This window comes from Enterococcus sp. E5-162, assembly GCF_035725965.1.
Classification (GTDB): Bacteria; Bacillota; Bacilli; order Lactobacillales; family Enterococcaceae; genus Enterococcus_B; species Enterococcus_B lactis.
Genome location: NZ_JAPRFV010000013.1, coordinates 32,226 through 49,813 on the forward strand (window position 1 = coordinate 32,226; position 17,588 = coordinate 49,813).

The 17,588-nt window shown below is 37.7% G+C and carries 13 protein-coding genes and 1 riboswitch; of the genes, 11 read left to right on the forward strand and 2 right to left on the reverse strand.

What is annotated here, in order from left to right; genetic code table 11:
- The first annotated feature begins 298 nt into the window (after nt 1-298).
- Genes OZZ83_RS12130 through OZZ83_RS12140 form a run of 3 tightly spaced genes read left to right on the forward strand, consistent with a single transcriptional unit; the run spans nt 299 to nt 2,031 of the window.
- Nucleotides 299-874, forward strand: coding sequence for a TIGR00730 family Rossman fold protein (locus OZZ83_RS12130; RefSeq protein WP_002293608.1), 576 nt, complete (start codon nt 299-301; stop codon nt 872-874).
- The gene (locus tag OZZ83_RS12135; RefSeq protein WP_002308312.1) at nt 874-1,314 is read left to right on the forward strand and encodes a nucleoside 2-deoxyribosyltransferase; all 441 of its coding nucleotides are present in this window, start codon (nt 874-876) and stop codon (nt 1,312-1,314) included. The genes OZZ83_RS12130 and OZZ83_RS12135 overlap by 1 nt, the downstream gene beginning before the upstream one ends.
- A 15-nt stretch (nt 1,315-1,329) precedes the next feature.
- Nucleotides 1,330-2,031: a deoxynucleoside kinase gene (locus OZZ83_RS12140; RefSeq protein ID WP_002293604.1), complete on the forward strand. Its 702-nt coding sequence runs from the start codon at nt 1,330-1,332 to the stop codon at nt 2,029-2,031.
- A 497-nt stretch (nt 2,032-2,528) separates the two neighbouring features.
- Here OZZ83_RS12140 and OZZ83_RS12145 read toward each other — a convergent pair whose 3' ends face one another.
- Nucleotides 2,529-2,954 (reverse strand): hypothetical protein, encoded by a 426-nt coding sequence (locus OZZ83_RS12145; RefSeq protein ID WP_002312119.1) that lies wholly within the window; start codon nt 2,952-2,954, stop codon nt 2,529-2,531.
- A 229-nt stretch (nt 2,955-3,183) separates the two neighbouring features.
- On the opposite strand from OZZ83_RS12145, the gene OZZ83_RS12150 reads away from it, so the two are divergent.
- The 7 genes from OZZ83_RS12150 (at nt 3,184) to OZZ83_RS12180 (ending at nt 13,722) form a co-directional block, all read left to right on the forward strand.
- Nucleotides 3,184-4,509 (forward strand): PTS sugar transporter subunit IIC, encoded by a 1,326-nt coding sequence (locus OZZ83_RS12150; protein WP_002308316.1) that lies wholly within the window; start codon nt 3,184-3,186, stop codon nt 4,507-4,509.
- A gap of 1 nt (nt 4,510) precedes the next feature.
- Complete coding sequence (locus tag OZZ83_RS12155) at nt 4,511-6,811, forward strand: glycoside hydrolase family 3 C-terminal domain-containing protein (RefSeq protein WP_002345320.1); 2,301 nt, start codon at nt 4,511-4,513, stop codon at nt 6,809-6,811.
- Between the two features lie 6 nt (nt 6,812-6,817).
- The gene (locus OZZ83_RS12160; RefSeq protein ID WP_195943387.1) at nt 6,818-7,789 is read left to right on the forward strand and encodes a LacI family DNA-binding transcriptional regulator; all 972 of its coding nucleotides are present in this window, start codon (nt 6,818-6,820) and stop codon (nt 7,787-7,789) included.
- A 21-nt stretch (nt 7,790-7,810) separates the two neighbouring features.
- Nucleotides 7,811-9,208, forward strand: coding sequence for a glycoside hydrolase family 1 protein (locus OZZ83_RS12165; protein ID WP_278023385.1), 1,398 nt, complete (start codon nt 7,811-7,813; stop codon nt 9,206-9,208).
- A gap of 155 nt (nt 9,209-9,363) precedes the next feature.
- On the forward strand, nt 9,364-9,987 hold the full coding sequence (locus OZZ83_RS12170; RefSeq protein ID WP_002308324.1) for a hypothetical protein: 624 nt from the start codon (nt 9,364-9,366) through the stop codon (nt 9,985-9,987).
- A gap of 556 nt (nt 9,988-10,543) precedes the next feature.
- Nucleotides 10,544-12,637 (forward strand): LTA synthase family protein, encoded by a 2,094-nt coding sequence (locus OZZ83_RS12175; protein WP_002345318.1) that lies wholly within the window; start codon nt 10,544-10,546, stop codon nt 12,635-12,637.
- 218 nt (nt 12,638-12,855) lie between these two features.
- A complete protein-coding gene (locus OZZ83_RS12180; RefSeq protein ID WP_002308327.1) occupies nt 12,856-13,722 on the forward strand; it encodes an Rgg/GadR/MutR family transcriptional regulator in 867 nt (288 codons plus the stop codon).
- Nucleotides 13,723-13,743: 21 nt separating this feature from the next.
- On the opposite strand, the gene ndk is transcribed toward OZZ83_RS12180, so the two are convergent.
- A complete protein-coding gene (gene ndk, locus OZZ83_RS12185) occupies nt 13,744-14,181 on the reverse strand; it encodes a nucleoside-diphosphate kinase (protein ID WP_002308328.1) in 438 nt (145 codons plus the stop codon).
- Between the two features lie 172 nt (nt 14,182-14,353).
- Nucleotides 14,354-14,528, forward strand: a riboswitch (M-box (ykoK) riboswitch).
- A gap of 342 nt (nt 14,529-14,870) precedes the next feature.
- Here ndk and mgtA point away from each other — a divergent pair.
- Complete coding sequence (gene mgtA, locus OZZ83_RS12190) at nt 14,871-17,519, forward strand: magnesium-translocating P-type ATPase (RefSeq protein WP_002345316.1); 2,649 nt, start codon at nt 14,871-14,873, stop codon at nt 17,517-17,519.
- The last annotated feature ends 69 nt before the right edge of the window (nt 17,520-17,588 follow it).

A 17,588-nucleotide genomic window follows, 5' to 3' on the forward strand; every position in this document is an offset into this window, starting at 1 on the left:
ATAAAATGGATTTTTCATTAATAGGAGAAACAAGTGTGTGACTATTTAAATAATGCGTGTTATTGACATGCAGGACGAAATCCCAATTTCTTCTATAAGTAAGTCGTTTCAATTTTATATTTACTAGTTATTTATTTTTTTTGGTTACTGTAAAATAGCTGAAAAATTATTTTTTGCAAATACTATATATAGTGGTGCTTGATCTATATACCACTAAAAAACTACAAAATCTAGTCTTTTATTTTAAAAAAACACGTGTAGAATGAAGATAGACTTTTGAGTTAGGGAGTGTTTTTTTATGAAACTTACTGTTTTTTGCGGTTCCCGTTTTGGCAATAAAGAAAGCTACAAATTTATTGCGCAAACGTTAGGAAAATATATGGCACAAGAAGAAATCGAACTGGTTTACGGTGGTTCATACTCCGGGATTATGGGAGTGATTAGTAAAACAGTACTGGAAAATAACGGAAAAGTCACAGGTATCTATCCAAATGGCCTTTTTGAAACTGAGCTGCCTGGGAAAGATGTTACTACATTTATTCCTACAGAGACAATTGATGAAAGAAAGGTATTATTATTTGAAAAAGGAGATGCTGTCCTCGTTTTCCCTGGAGGTCTAGGTACATTGGAGGAATTTTCGCAACTTCTTTCTTGGATAGCGATCGGCCTGACACCTGATAAGCCAATCGGAATATTGAATATTGGCGGTTATTACAGCGGCTTGCAACAATTATTAGAAACTTTTGCAAAAGAGGATTTTATGGATAAAAAATGGTTGGATCAAGTGATCTTTTCCAACAATCCATTGGAACTGGTCAATGAATTACGAGCAGTATCTATTAAAAATCAGTTATTATTGAAGGAGGCAAAATAATGAGTCAAATATATTTAGCAGGACCATTTTTTTCAGAGGAGCAAATCGATCGAGTAAGTCGTATCGAAAAAGCGTTGGAGGAAAACAAAACAGTTACAAGTTTCTACTCTCCACGTCATCACCAAGAAAGCAATTATGAACTATTCAGTGCTGGTTGGGCGCAAGAAGTATACGAAAAAGATATGGAAGAGTTGACAAATGCAGAATTTGTTGTGGCTATCCTTGACTTTGAGCATCAAACAATCGATCCAGGAACGGCTTACGAATTAGGTGTGGCAACTATGTTGAAAAAACCGATGATCATCGTACAAGAAGAGACGGTACCTACGAACTTGATGATTACACAAAGTCTTCACACGTATTTAAAATCAGACCAAGCTGTACGTGAATATGATTTTGAAAAATTGCCTGTTGAAACTTACGTAGGCGAGTACTTATAGAAGAGGAAGGGTTGTATGTCAGTGATTTTGATTTCAGGAACGATTGGTGCAGGTAAGAGCAGTTTGACGGATATGCTTGCAAAAGAGATTGATTCTAAACCATTTTATGAAAATGTCGAAGATAACGAAGTATTGCCGCTTTTTTATTCAAATCCTGAGCAGTACGCATTTTTATTGCAAATCTTCTTTTTGAATAAGCGATTTTTAGCAATGAAAAATGCTTTAGTGAACGATGACAATGTGCTAGACCGCTCCATCTACGAAGATAGTCTGTTGTTCCATCTAAATGCTGATTTAGGTCGGGTAACGGATATCGAAGTACAGCAGTACGATAGCTTATTAGATACGATGCTAAACGAGTTAGATGATGTTGCTCCAAAAAAACGTCCTGATTTGATGGTCCATATCAAAGTTTCTTTGGACACGATGCTAGAACGTATCAAAAAACGCGGGCGTGACTATGAACAGCTAGAAAGCGATGAAACGTTATACACCTATTACGAAACATTGAACACCCGCTATAATCAATGGTATGAGGATTTTGATGTATGTCCTAAAATACAAGTGGATGGGGATACATTCGATTTTGTAGAAAATCCAGAAGATGCAAAAAAGGTGATTCGTCAGATCCAAGAAAAATTAGCTGAATTGGAAGGAAAGCCTGCTGGAAAATATTTTACAGATAATCAGCATGCGAAAGGTCAAGAATTAGGCTAAAAGTAAAAAACCAAACGACGGGAAAGAAAAATTACTACGTGATGTAGAATAAGTCTTTCTATCGTTTGGTTATTTTATATTCAAAGATGTGAAATAAATAAAACGTTACTCTTTGATTTGTGAACTGAAATGATCCACTGTTTGTTTTACTGATTCCAGTTTTTGAAGCTTGATCAAAGGAAGAAGCTGAGTTTGAAGCTCATAAAAATCAGCCATAGTGAGTTTTGCTTGATTTTGCTTATCTTCTTTTGCTTTTTACATAATTTTTGACAGGATAAGATTCAAACGATTTAAAAGAATCTTTGACTAGTTTGTGGCAATTGTCGCATATACTCAAACTTCCTTGATCATTAAATTCTGTATGGATATTTTTGTTGTTATTACATGTACAATAATCAGGACTATCGATCATCCATTTCGTCTCCTTTACAGTCATCTTGCTTCTTTACTATAGCAGAAAAGAAGGGGAGAAACAAAAGAAGATCCAACAGATGGCACTATAGACTGTAGATGTTGCCATCCTTATCCTTCAAACGGTAATTACCGATTTTGGTAAATGTGACTGTTGCTTCTTTTTTATTTTCTTTTCCTGAAATAATATATTCGTCATCTTTGGTAGTAATCTTGATATCTGTCAGCACTGTTTTTTCTTCAGATGATTCAGAAGAATCAGCTCCTTGTGTCTGATACGTGCGTGTCCATTCCATTTTTTTATCTGTAAATGTCAACTGTCCCGCGGATAAATCCATATCTTTACGTACTTTTAGCGTATATACACTGTTGGTGATATCTGCTTTTTCCGCTTTTAAGACAGAAGAATCGGTTGTTTCGTCCGAGGATTGGTCAGAGCCGCCAAACAAATCACAGCCAGTCAATGTCAAAAGTCCCGCAGACAAAATAAATAGTACGATTAATTTCTTCAAAATACTTCCCCCATTTGATAGGATAAAGAAATTATACCATTGGAAAGTAAAACTTCAAACGGATGGAAGAGAAAAAATTCACAAAATACCATTAAATAGAATAATTTTTCAAAAGTCATAAAAAATCCACCACCTTTAGAAAGCGTTTTAAAAAATGTGTTGCAATCTTTAAAAAAAGTGCTATATTAAAAATGAACCGGTTCAATTTTAGAATCTAGGAGATGAAATAATGAAAGTCGTAGACAGACTATCTGAAAAAATGCTACCAATCGTATCTAAGATGAGTAGCCAGCGACACTTGCTGGCCATTCGAGACAGTTTTATCGTTACTATGCCGTTAGTAATGGCTGCTTCTGTCATGGTTTTGCTGAATGCTCTGATTTTTTCAAATGCAACAGTCCAAAGAATACTTGATCTAAGTCCATTGGCTGAACTTGCTTCAATCGTGAATAATGGTACGATGAGTATTTTAGCTATTATCGTGTGTTACAATATTGGCTGGAATTTGGCAACCCACTATATCCAAACAGGCGTGATTGATGATCCATCATTTAGTCCTGTTCATGCAGGAATTCTAAGTACAGCCGTAATGTTTATTTTGATGCCTTTATCAAGTACAGTCACTTTGATGGACGGAAATACAGCAGAAGCTACAGGGGTTTTCTTACAAAGGCTGACTTCTTCGTCTGGCTTAGCAACGGCGATGATTGCTGCCCTTGTCAGTACAGAATTATTTATCAAATTAGCGAAAATGAAGAGTTTTAAAATCAGGATGCCAGAAGGAGTTCCACCGGCAGTAGCTACGTCATTTAATTCTTTAGTACCAGAAATAGTTGTCATTTTATTTTTTTCAGTTGTCGTTTTTACTTTAAACCATACGACTGGTTTGAATGTTCCGCAATTAATTGAATTAGCGATTCAGACACCATTGAAAGCTTTTGTTTTATCCGTCCCAGGCATCTTATTTTTACAGTTTTTCTCTGATTTCTTATGGGTGTTTGGTATGCATGGTTCGAGTATTTTGGCTCCTATACGGCAAGCACCTTTGTTACAGTCTATTCAGGAAAACATGGATGCTTTTTCAGTAGGAAAAGAAATTCCTAATATTATTACGGAGCCCTTTACCAATGCATTTGGATTGATCGGAGGTGGCGGGTGTATTTTACCGTTAGTTATTGCTATCTTGTGGGCTTCTAAACGTCAAGAACAGCGATCAATCGCTAAATTTGGTCTGACTACTTGTTTATTTAATATTACGGAACCAATTATGTTTGGATTACCAGTAGTCATGAATCCAATATATATGATTCCATGCGCTATTATACCATCTATTAACTTGGTTATTGCCTACGCAGCCACAAGTCTTGGAATCATCAGTAAAACAGTTGCTGCTGCACCTTGGATCACTCCACCGGTTATACAATCTTTTATTGCTACAGGAGGCGATATACGAGCAGCAGTCTTAACAGTAATACTTATCATTCTAGATGTATTTTTATTCCTGCCATTTGTATTAGCCGCTAATAAGGCAAAATTGGCAGAAGGAGGATATTAAGGTGTACGATTACCCGTATCAAAACCCAAAGTTAACCATCCGCCAAAGAGTAGAAGATTTACTTTCGAGGATGAATATTGCTGAAAAAGTAGGACAGGTAAACCAGCATTTGTATGGTTGGGAATGTTATGAAAAAAACGGAGACAAGATCGAATTAACAGAAAAGTTAAAAGAACATGTTAAATGGGGAGGCGGTCTGGGTGCCTTATACGGTCTGTTTCGCTCTGATCCGTGGTCTAAAACAGATTATAAGAATGGGATTCCTGCAAAAGAAAGCTGGAAGGTGGCTAACCTAGTCCAAGAATATGTACTACAGCATTCGCGATGGAAAATTCCAGTTTTGCTTGTAGAAGAATGTCCACATGGTCATCAAGGTTTGGATGGGATTTCTTATCCAACGAATATCGGCCGTGGAAATACTTTCAATGTAGCATTATTAGAACAATCGAGTCGATTGATGGCAAAAGAACTGGCTGCTAAAGGTGTTCATTTAGCGCTGGTGTCGACTTTGGATCTGGCAAAAGATCCTCGTTGGGGAAGGACAGAAGAGTGCTTTGGGGAAGATCCGATTCTCTCAGCTCGTTTTTCTGAAGCGGTCGTTCGAGGGTTCCAAGGAGAGATTATTTCAGAAAAAGTTTCTTTTCTTGATCAGACAGTAGAGGAAATCAATAAGAAGAAGGATCAGATCGGTGTTGTGTTAAAGCACTGTATCGCACAAGGAGAAGCTTTAGGCGGTCATAATTCAGGCACAGTAACGATTGGACGCAGAGAGTTCTCCGATATTTACGGACCATTATTGAAGAGTACAAGAAATGCAGTAGGTGTCATGGCTGCTTATAATGACATCGACGGGGTACCTTGTCATATCAATCGAGCGCTTTTTGAGCAAACATTAAGAAAAGAGATCGGTTATCAAGGGATCGTTATGGCAGACGGTGTGGCTTTGGATCGTTTATCCGATGTTTTTACAGATAAAAAGACTGCTGCAGCATATGCATTAGCGGCAGGAATCGATCTCAGTTTGTGGGATGAGACCTATACCAAGATTGCAGAAGCCATTGATAATCAAGTCGTAGATGAAAAGCTACTAGATCAAGCAGTTCGCCGAGTTTTATCTGTCAAATTTTTATTAGGTTTATTTGAACAGCCATTTGCAAACGATCCAAAGGAGTATTGGGATCATCTCATGGAGGAATCAGAGCACTTAAATTTAGAGACAGCAAAAGAAAGTATCACTTTACTAAAAAATGACGGTATATTGCCGTTGGATCAACAAGTAAAAAACATTGCTGTTATAGGTCCAAATGCTCACGATGTTTACCACTTGTTGGGAGACTACTCTGCACCACAAACAGAAGACCGTTTGAAAAAAACGATAGTACAAGAGATAAAAACAGAGTTTCCCCAATCAAAGGTTTCTTATGCACAAGGATGTGAAGTAAGAAATCAGGAGGATCAGGAAGAAAAATTATTAGAAGCGGTGACCCTTGCTCAAAACTCAGATGTGATCATTGCAGTTCTAGGTGGATCAAGTGCGCGGAACTTTGATATGGAATTTCTTCGTAACGGGGCAGTTTCATCGAAAGGGATCAACATGGATTCTGGAGAAAATGTAGATGTTGCTTCTCTTTCTTTAGGTGGATACCAAGAACAGCTGATTGAACAATTGTATCAACTAGGCAAGCCAATCATCACGATACTTGTGCAAGGAAGACCCTACGATTTGATGAAAATCGAGTCATTTACGAATGCCATTGCAACAGCATGGTTTCCTGGACAGGAGGGTGGAAAAGCCATTGCGCAGATGATTTCTGGAAGAAATAACCCAAGCGGACGATTGAGTTTGTCTTATCCTAGAAATAGTCGGCAACTACCTGTTTATTACTATCAGCGTGCTGCTTCTAAACAAGAGAATTATTATGATTTAAGCGGAAGTCCATTTTATCCTTTTGGACATGGTCTAAGCTATACAACATTTGAATACAGTCAGATGGAAGTCAAAACGGATATTGACAAAGTAATAATATCAATTAAAGTTAAAAATACAGGAAGTGTTTCAGGTAAAACAAGTACTCTTGTCTATGTCCGATTAATTGACGGCGCTGTCATCCAAAGAACGAAATTATTGAAAGCTTTTCGTAAAGATGAATTGCGGTCTCAAGAGGAAAGACTGCTTGTTTTTGAACTCACTTCTGAAGACTTTAGTTATATGGATATTGATGACAAGCGGCATTATGCAAAGAAAGCGGTCATCATGGTCGAACAACAAGAAAAAGAAATCAAATGTAACTGGCAGGAGTGAAAATGTATGGCATCGATCCGTGACGTGGCTAAGATGGCTGGTGTTTCAGTGGGAACAGTTTCCCGCTATTTAAACGGTCAGCAGCTGAAGGAAAAGAATATGGAAAAAATATCAGAAGCGATTTCAGCGTTGGACTATAAAGAAAACATCATCGCTAAAGGATTGAAGAATAATCGAAGTTTCTCTATTGGACTGTTGATAAACGGGATATCTAGCCGTTTTGGTTCGGAGGTTGTTTCAGGGATCGAAAGAGTAGCTGAAGAAAATGGGTATAGCTTATTATTAAGCGGGTTTACCGATCAGCCAGAAAAAATCGAACAAAAAATCGAATACCTGATGAAGCATGCAATCGATGGATTGATCGTCTTCTTATCAGAAGAAGAGTGGTCTGGATTTGAAATGCTGACAAAAATGAGTATCCCAGTTGTCGCATTGAATTGTCCGGATGGGCCAGCAGGTATTGATACAATAGTAGTGAATGATCGAGAAAGTGTAGCAAAAGTGATTGCTCATCATGGCGGACAAGGACATAAAACAATAGGATTTATTGCTGCCGCTCAAACAGATTACGTAGCAAGAGAACGTTTAGCTGGAGCCAAAGAAGCGGTACAAAAGGATCCGTCTATCCATTTAGAAATCTTTACAGGAGACTATTCTAGAAAAAGCGGCTATTACGGGGCAAAAGCATTATTAGAAAAAGGGGCAACTGCTATTTTTGTCAGCAATTACAATATGTCGATTGGTGCCATCGAATGTTTCAATCAAGAAGGTGTCAGAATCGGGAAGGATATTGCGTTCAGTCACTATGATTATTTAGATAAAAACGATCTGAGTATCCTTCCAAAAATCACGATCACGCCACCAACAGATAAAATCGGGGAACGAGCAGCAGAACAGCTGTTGAAACGAATCAAAAAAGAAGAGGAAGAAAATGAAAAAGTGATTGTGATGGAAAATATCATACATGGAATCAACTAAAAAAGAAAAAGAGGTGCTTTGATGAAAAGATATCAATTTCCAAAAAATTTTTGGTGGGGCTCTGCAGCAAGTGGTCCACAAACAGAAGGAAGAATTTCAGGCGATGGAAAAGGAGAGAACATTTTTGATTATTGGTACAAAAACGAATCGCAAAAGTTCTTTGATCAAGTAGGACCTGAAAAAACCTCGCAAGTTTATACGAAGTATCAAGAGGATGTACAGTTGATGAAACAGACTGGGCATAATTCATTTCGAACCTCTATCCAATGGAGCCGTTTGATACCTGATGAATCTGGAACAATCAACGAAGAAGCCGTTCGTTTCTATCATCACTATTTTGATGAGTTGATTGAAAACGGTATCGAACCCTTTGTTAATCTGTATCATTTCGATATGCCGATGTATCTGCAAGAAAAAGGCGGATGGTTGAACCGAGAAACGGTTGAAGCCTATGAAAAATACGCAAAAAGTTGTTTTCAATTGTTTGGCTCGAAAGTAAAAAAATGGTTTACCCATAATGAACCAATCGTTCCAGTCGAGGCAGGCTATTTGTATCGATGGCATTATCCGGAAGAATCAGATATGAAAAAGGCAATCCAAGTTGGTTATCATGAAGCGTTGGCTTCAGCATTAGCCATCAAAGCTTACCATGAAATGGATCAAAGCGGTGTGATCGGAATCATCTTAAATTTAACACCGAGTTATCCAAGAGACGAATCAAATCCCGAAGATGTTAAAGCAGCACGAATAGCAGATGCGTTCTTCAATCGTTCATTCCTTGATCCAGCTGTAAAAGGCGAGTTTCCCAGTGAATTGATTGAGAGAATAAAAGAACTCAATCTAATGCCGGAGATTCATCCAGATGATTTGACGATCATTAAAGAAAATACAGTAGATCTTTTGGGAATTAATTATTACCAACCACGCCGAATAAAAGCAAAAGAAACACCAATCGATACTAAAAATGGTCCTATGCCTGAGGATTACTTCGACAATTATGAAATGCCTGGTCGTAAAATGAATCCTTATCGCGGATGGGAGATCTATGAAAAAGGAATCTATGATATTTTGATCAATGTACGAGATCATTATGGGAATATCGACTGTTTTATTTCTGAAAACGGCATGGGTGTAGAAAATGAAGCACGATTTATCAAGGAAGATGGTATGATCCACGATGATTATCGGATCGAATTTGTTCAATCTCATCTGAAATATGTCCATCAAGCCATTCAAGAAGGTGCCAATTGTTTAGGTTATCATATGTGGACATGCATGGATAACTGGTCGTGGACCAATGCCTATAAGAATCGTTACGGTTTTATTTCAGTAGATTTAGCACAAGATGGAAAAAGAACGATCAAGAAATCGGGTCATTGGTTCAAAGATGTATCAGACAGAAATGGATTTGAAGCTTAAAGAATAGCCAAGAGAGAATGTATGAAAATTCCCGTTCTTACCGCTTCAGGAAAAAGAAGTTCAATTATTTACGATCTTTTTCAACTTTTTTGTCTTTCTATTTCATTTTTTGTATATAATAGAATAGTCAAAATTAAATAGGAGTGGAGGAAGGCATGAGGAAAAAAAGACCGTTTCTTCTCTTTTGGTTATTCGGTTTTTTCTTACTGCTTATTTTATCCGCAGCATTTTCAGGAAAAATGACAGCAGATCTTGCTCAGAAAGAAACAGAAAAAATCGTAGCAAGCAAAGAATCAGTAGATAATTTCAAAAAAGAATTCTCAACTTATTGGTGGGAGGAATATAAATTAACTGCCAATTACGAAAAAGGTGAATTGGACATCTATTTGCCAAAAGGAAAAGAAGAAAATCAATTTATCAATATCGATGACGTACTTAGTGCGATTTCTCTCAGACAATATCAATTCAAAGACAAACATTTGGTCGTTTTGCTTTTGACTCATGATGGCGACAAGGTAGCACGTTTGAAAAATGGAAAAGTGGTTACAGCTTATTCTGAAAAAGTGGACAAAAAAGTGGTGGCCGATCGACTAGCGGAATGGAAAAAGACCAACGAACAAGTCAAGAAAACAACTGCTTCTTCTCAAAAAAACGAGTCGACAGAACTAAGCCCTTCAGATTCTGGCAGTGGACAAACGATAACGGGAAATGAAGAAAATCAAGCCTCAATCATTACGAATGAGTCATCAGAAGGACAATATCAAACCTATGGACAATGAAAAACAGAAGTTGTGACAGAAGTGGTCAGCTTCAAGAAATAAGAAGAAATTTACGAAAAGTGCTTCTCAAGTTTTTGTAAAATTTCGGCTTATTTCCGAAGAAGCTACTTCTGGAACACCGTGAATCAGAGGTTGTGAAATCAGCGGTTTGACCTGAGTATTAGAGAAAAAAACGGGAAAATAGCTCCTCATATTTTGCCGTTTTTTGAGCTAATACCGAAGGTCAGCTGATTGAACACCGTTTAGTGGAGAGGTTGTGAAAAAGCTGTCCTGCATCAAGAAATAGGGAGCTGCGACAAGAATTTTGTCACAGCCCCTTTTTTTTGTACGAATACCGAGAAACTACTTTTGAATACTATAGAGTAAATCGGTCACCACAAGATTTTTATCTCCTTACTAGTTTAACCGCTTACACCACAGCAATTTTATGCTGTGAAAAATGGATGGAATAATCTTTAGAAAGAATAAAAAAATCTTAAGATAACAACTTTTTTAGGAAATTTTCATTTTTCAGGAGCAAAATAAGAAAAAATGTGAATAGAGAGAAGTGATATACGTGACACAACTTAAAAAATTGTGCCAAAATCGTTTAGCAATCGTTTTGACAGCTGTTTTCTTTTTCTGGCTGAAGACGATCATTGCCTACTATGCAGATTTTTCATTAGGTGTGGAAGGTACGATCCAGTACTTTATCTTGTGGATCAACCCAATTGCGACTACCTTATTGTTTTTTGGCCTTTCTTTGTACATTAAAAAGCCAAAGCCAGCGTTAGCCATTCTTTTGATCATTGATATTTTAAATACGCTTTTGTTGTACTTGAATATTATTTTTTATCGGGAATTCACAGATTTCATTACAGTCAAATCTGTGTTAGGCTTTTCGAAAGTGTCACAAGGGTTGTCTGGAAGCTCCTTTTCTTTGATGAAACCCCATGATATCATCTATTGGTTGGATATCGCTGTGTTCATTGGGCTACTGGTTTGGTTGAAGGTCAAGAAAATACCTATCAAAAGCAACCCTGTCAGCAAACCGATGGCTATCGCTGTTACCTGTCTTTCAGGATTGATTTTTTCAGGAAATTTAGCGTTGAGCGAAGCCAACCGTCCCCAATTGCTACAGCGGACATTTGACCGTTCCTATATTGTCAAATATCTAGGAATCGATGCGTACACTATTTATGACGGAATCAAAACAGGAATGACTAGCAGTGTTCGCGCGCATGCAAGCAGTAATGGAATTGATGAAGTTTTAGACTATACAAAGAAACATTATGCAGAGCCAAATCCTGAAACATTTGGGATTGCTAAAGGAAAAAATGTGATTGTTCTTCATTTAGAAAGTTTTCAACAGTTTTTGATCAATATGAAGGTAGACGGACAAGAAGTCACGCCGTTTTTAAATAGTATTTTCCAGAATCAAGCAACGATCAGTTTTGACAATTTCTTTCATGAAGTAGGACAGGGAAAGACAAGTGATGCTGAAAACATGTTGGAAACTGGCACATTTGGTTTACCTCAAGGCTCATTATTCACAGAACTTGGGTCAGATAATGTCTTTCAAGCAGCACCAGCGATCCTTGGTCAAACAGAAGGCTATACAAGCGCTGTTTTCCATGGGAATGTAGCTAGTTTCTGGAATAGAGATCATGTATATAAAAATTTAGGGTATGACAATTTCTTTGATCGATCTTATTTTGATGAATCCGATGAAACGTTAGGTTATGGGATATTAGATAAAGATTTATTCAGAGAATCTGCCCAATATCTTGAACATCTACAACAGCCGTTTTACACGAAATTTCTTTCCGTAACCAACCACACGCCTTATTATACGGATGACAAGAATTTCGACTTTCCATCTTTGAATACTGGCAATAGCACAGTAGATAATTATGTTCGAACGGCCCATTATCTGGATCAATCATTGGAACAATTTTTTACGTATTTGAAAAAATCTGGTATTTATCAAAATTCAATCTTTGTGATTTACGGGGATCATTTTGGGATCTCGAATACAGATAATAAAGATTTAGCAAGTGCTCTTGGTAAAGATCCAGATACATGGGATGAATTTGACAACGCACAGATGCAACGAGTGCCATTGATGATCCATATGCCTGGTTACACTAAAGGGACAGTCAATCATGAATACGGTGGAGAAATCGATGTTTTGCCGACATTACTACATCTATTGGGAATCGATGATAAAGATTATCTTCATTTTGGTACAGACTTATTATCTTCTCAGCACGATCAAGTAGTTGCTTTTCGAAATGGGAACTTCGTGACGCCCAAATACACCGTCCTAGGAGGAAAAGCTTACAATAATCAGACAGGAGAAATCATCGATACGAAAGCAGCAGGAATCGACGAGGAAATCTCCAAAGATCAGGAAAAAGTCAAGACTGCGTTAAGTCTTTCAGATAAGCTGAATCAGGAAAATCTCTTGCGGTTTTATGTGCCAAACGGATTTGAGACGATTGATCCGAAAAAATATGACTATAAAAACGAAGCGGAACGTAATGAAGCAATCGAAAAGCAAAAAGGTGAACATTCGACCAGTGTCTTTTCAAAAAACGGCAATAAAACAACGACTATCCTATATCCAGTAACAGGAACCAATGCGGAGCAGCAAAAAAATGATCAATAAACAATCAAACCAACCTTCAGGGATTAGACAGCAGTCTCATGCTTGAAGGTTGGTATTTTTTATGAGAAAAACATTTTTTTATTTTTTTCGTGTATTTTTTATTTTTAACGTATCTATTTATTGAATGCGGAAAATTTAAATTGAAATAATCATTCCTCTTATTGGCAAGCATTCTGGAAAAGCCAAGGGTTAATTTCAATTAAAAAAGGAGAACTATTATGTATGATGGAGAATTGATTAAGAAGCTTCGAGTCAACAAAAAGCTGACACAGACCCAATTAGCGGAAGGAATCTGTTCTAAAACTTCGCTAGTCGGGATCGAGACAAATTCAGTGAAAAAAGTATCGTTTGGAACATTGAAATCATTTTTAGAGCGAATGAACATGACACTTGCTGAATATGAATGGATACGAAATCAGCTTGATGAGCCAAAAAAATTAAAGAAAAAAAGACGAATGCTAGATCGGATTCAAGAAGACAGCTTTGATCCTTACAAAGAAATTGCTAATAACCGCAGGCACTATAAGAAAACAGAAGATCTGTACTATTTGGTTTTGAATCTGCATATGTCCAAAAAAACAGAAGTATCTGAGACGGAATTCGAATTTTTGCGTTATGAATGTCGTATCATTGAAGAATATTTGATGCAAGTACCAGAGTATGGTCAATTTGAAGTATCTATTCTAGCTGATTTTCCTTGGATATTCAGTGATCGGTTTATTGAGAATAATTATTTGAAAATCAAAAAAAGAATGCGACGGATCGCACAACTGAATAATCACGAGCAGTATCTCTTTACTTTTTTGACGAACTTGACTTTGTTTTATATAGAAAATGGTCGCTTAAAAAAGGCACGTAGCGTGAATGAAGATATGAAGCGGAGTTTAGCGCATAAAGAAAGAAGTACAGTGATTTATGAAACATTGATGGCGGACTATTACCAACGACTGATTTCTGCTGCTTTAGGGGAAGAAAAATCGGAAAATCACCAAGAGTTTTTCGCAGTGATCGAATATACATTAGGGAAGAATCAAAGGAATTCTTTAGAGAAAAAACTGCTGGCCATTGCTAAACCCAGCAGTTAGACCAACAGTTTAGGATTTGTATCACTTCGCCGCTTTTTCAGACGGTTTGTTTGTATCGAATGGCGGGAAAAAGCGGGCGATCTCTTTTGTTGCAGCATCACGGGAATCAGAAGCATGGATGATGTTTTCAGTCCCCGGCAGTGCATAATCTCCTCGGATCGTACCTGGAACGGCATCCGCCGCTTTTGTTGCTCCGACCATCTTACGGACGATATCGATCACTTCCTCGCCGACCAGCACAAGATAAACGACCGGACCAGAAGTCATGTAATCGATAAGCTCATCAAAAAAACTACGTTCAGTCAAGTGCTGATAATGTTCTTTTGCTAGTTCAGGTGTCATCGTTGCAAATTTCATTTCAGCAATGGCCAGTCCCTTTGCTTCAAAACGTTGGATGATGCTTCCGACCAAATGGCGTCTTACGCCGTCTGGCTTGATAATAACAAGTGTTCGTTCCATAACAGCACCTCGTTTCCTACTATAATTCTATTATAGCGGGAGGTGGAAAATGAGACAAATAAAACTGCGTGAGACAGGAAATATAACGCGTGTATTTTAAAAAAGTATGAAAAACATGGAAAATTGATTTGACATCCTCTTTTTTAGTTGTTATATTAACGAGGGAAAACCGAATAGGATTTGTTAGGTGAGGCTCCTATACAAACATAGGCTACTGCCCAAAAACGTCGAGAGACGCCAATGGGTAGAACAGGAATTGTCGAGATAAGGCTTTTCATAAGGTAGCTAAAAGCAGATATCTGCTTTTTACGTTGTACAGTGTCAAAACTCAACGATGAGATCTGAGAAGCTTTTTTTGATTTGCTTTTTCAAACCTTTCGCTGAGTATTTGGCGAGAGGTTTTTTTGTTGCCGCAAATCCCATAGGTGAAAAAACAAAAAGGGAGGTGAGCGAGTTGGGAAAATAACTATTCGAAAAATGATTGGAAGTCATGAATTAAAATTACTTAGTAAAGGAGATGAGAACAAATGGATGACAGTCATTCGAAAAACAAGGATTTAGAGGAAAGGCCAGGGCTATTATCTATCTGTTCTCAGCCCCTTTCAGCATTTTCTCTATCGATCCGATGAATAGCAAAAGACCAAAAACAGCGAGAACAGCTGTCTTTTGGACACAAAGGAGAGATCGAGATGGAAAAAAAGAAAGATACACAAAAAATCTATGCAGCTTTTGCTGGAAAAACGAAGCAAGAATTATTTGAATTGTTCCATGCATCACCAAATGGATTGTCAGAAGAACAAATCGAGCGTTCAAGAGAAACTTATGGTGAAAATGCGATTTCATATGGCAAAAAAACACCATTCATTATAGAAATATTGAAAGCATACATCACACCCTTTACATTAGTGTTGATTGCATTAGGAATTATTTCATTCATTACGGAATACGTATTAGCCGCTCCAGGAGATAAAGATCTCTTTGGTGTAGCCATTATCTTCACTATGGTTATCGTCAGTGGGACGATGACGTTGATCCAGTCTGTGCGTTCTAATCAAGCAGCTGAAAAACTGAAATCACTTGTGAAAGTAACGGCAGCTGTCAAACGAAATGGCGAGTATACAGAGATTCCTATGGAAGAAATCGTCTGTGGAGATCTTGTTCGGCTTTCAGCAGGAGATATGATACCAGCGGATATGCGTTTATTGTCCGCAAAGGATCTATTCATTTCTCAAGCAGCATTGACAGGGGAAAGCTATCCAGTAGAAAAGCATGCGAAAGTATGTGAAGACGATCAGCAAAGTGAAACAAGTTATGAAAATCTTGTCTTTATGGGAAGCAATGTCATCAGTGGAAGCGCGGAAGGAATCATTGTTTCTGTCGGAAATGACACACTATTTGGGCATGTAGCAGAAACGCTATCTGAAAAACCCATCCAATCAAGTTTTGAATTAGGCATCCACAAAACATCCATGCTGCTGATCAAATTTATGTCATTGATGGCTCCAGCAGTTATCGTTATCAATGGGCTTACAAAAGGAGATTGGTTAGAAGCATTTCTTTTTGGATTATCTGTGGCAGTTGGTTTAACGCCTGAAATGCTTCCAATGATCGTTACGACGAATTTGGTCAAAGGAGCAAGTGTGATGGCCAAAAAAGGAACAGTCATCAAAAATTTAAATGCTATCCAGAATTTTGGTGCGATCGATGTGTTATGTACGGATAAAACGGGAACATTGACACAAGACAAAATCATTCTTGAATATCATATGGATTGTGAAGGAAATGAAGATGATCGTGTTTTGCGCCATGCTTATCTAAACAGCTACTATCAAACAGGGCTGAAAAATTTGTTAGATGTGGCTATCATTGATGAAGCAGCAGAAACTTTAGATACAGATACAATCAATTATCAAAAAGTAGATGAAATTCCTTTTGATTTTGAACGTCGCCGTATGAGTGTTGTAGTCGCTGATCCAGCTGGCAAAACACAGATGATCACAAAAGGCGCGATTGAAGAAATGTTGAACATTTCTAAATTTATTGATCTTGGTGGTACTGTCGCACCATTAACAAAAGAACGAAAAGAAGCGGTGCTTGCAAAAGTACAATCACTTAATGAAGACGGCTTGCGAGTGATTGGTGTCGCACAAAAGACCAATCCAAGCGTTGTTGGAGAATTTTCAGTCAAAGATGAGTCAGACATGGTTCTGATTGGTTATCTTGCTTTCCTTGATCCACCAAAAGAAACAACAAAACAAGCGTTGAAAGCTTTAAAAGAACATGGTGTAGCTGTAAAAGTTCTGACTGGGGACAATGAATTAGTCACACGGTCTGTGTGTCGTCAAGTAGGCCTAGAAATCAATGAATTGATTACTGGTGAGAAAATCTCGGAAATGAATGATCATGAATTAGCGCAAGTAGCTGAAGAACACGAAGTATTCGTAAAATTGAATCCTCAGCAAAAAGCACGATTGACGACAGTTTTACGTAAAAATGGGCATACTGTCGGATTTTTAGGAGATGGTATCAATGATGCTCCAGCAATGAAAGTGGCTGATATCGGTATTTCCGTGGATACAGCTGTGGATATCGCAAAAGAATCAGCAGACGTGATCCTTTTAGAAAAAGATTTGACGATTTTGGAAAGAGGCCTTCTTTCTGGAAGAGAAACTTTTGGAAACATCATGAAATATATCAAGGCAACAGCAAGTTCTAATTTTGGCAATATGTTTTCCGTACTGATTGCCAGTACGTTCTTACCATTTTTACCAATGTTGCCTTTGCAACTTCTATTTTTGAATCTGATCTATGACGTTTCTTGCATTTCCTTACCATGGGATCGGATGGATAAAGAATATTTGGATGAGCCAAAGAAATGGAATGCATCTAGTATTGGAAAATTCATGGTTTATTTTGGTCCAACAAGTTCGATTTTTGATATCACTACTTACTTGTTGATGTATTTTGTTATTTGTCCTGCTGTAGTTGGTGGAAGTTTCCATACATTGGATAGCTCACAACAAGTGATTTTTATCGCATTATTCCATGCAGGATGGTTTGTCGAATCCCTGTGGACACAAACATTAGTACTCCATGCATTGCGTACACCGAAAATACCATTTATCCAAAGCAATGCAACATTTGCCATGCTGGTTATCACTACATTAGGAATCATTGTCGGTTCAGTCCTTCCATTCACAGGATTTGGTGCTGAGTTAGGCTTGATGCCGCTCCCTGGCAATTACTGGTTATGGCTGCTTGTAACAGTCGTCGCTTATCTGGCGCTTGTGACAGCTGTGAAGAAAATCTATATCCGTCGATTCCAAGAACTCTTATAAGTGATGCGGCTGGGCTCTATGCTTCTGTTCATTTTGGATCAATCATGCTAAACTAGGTGTATTGTTTTG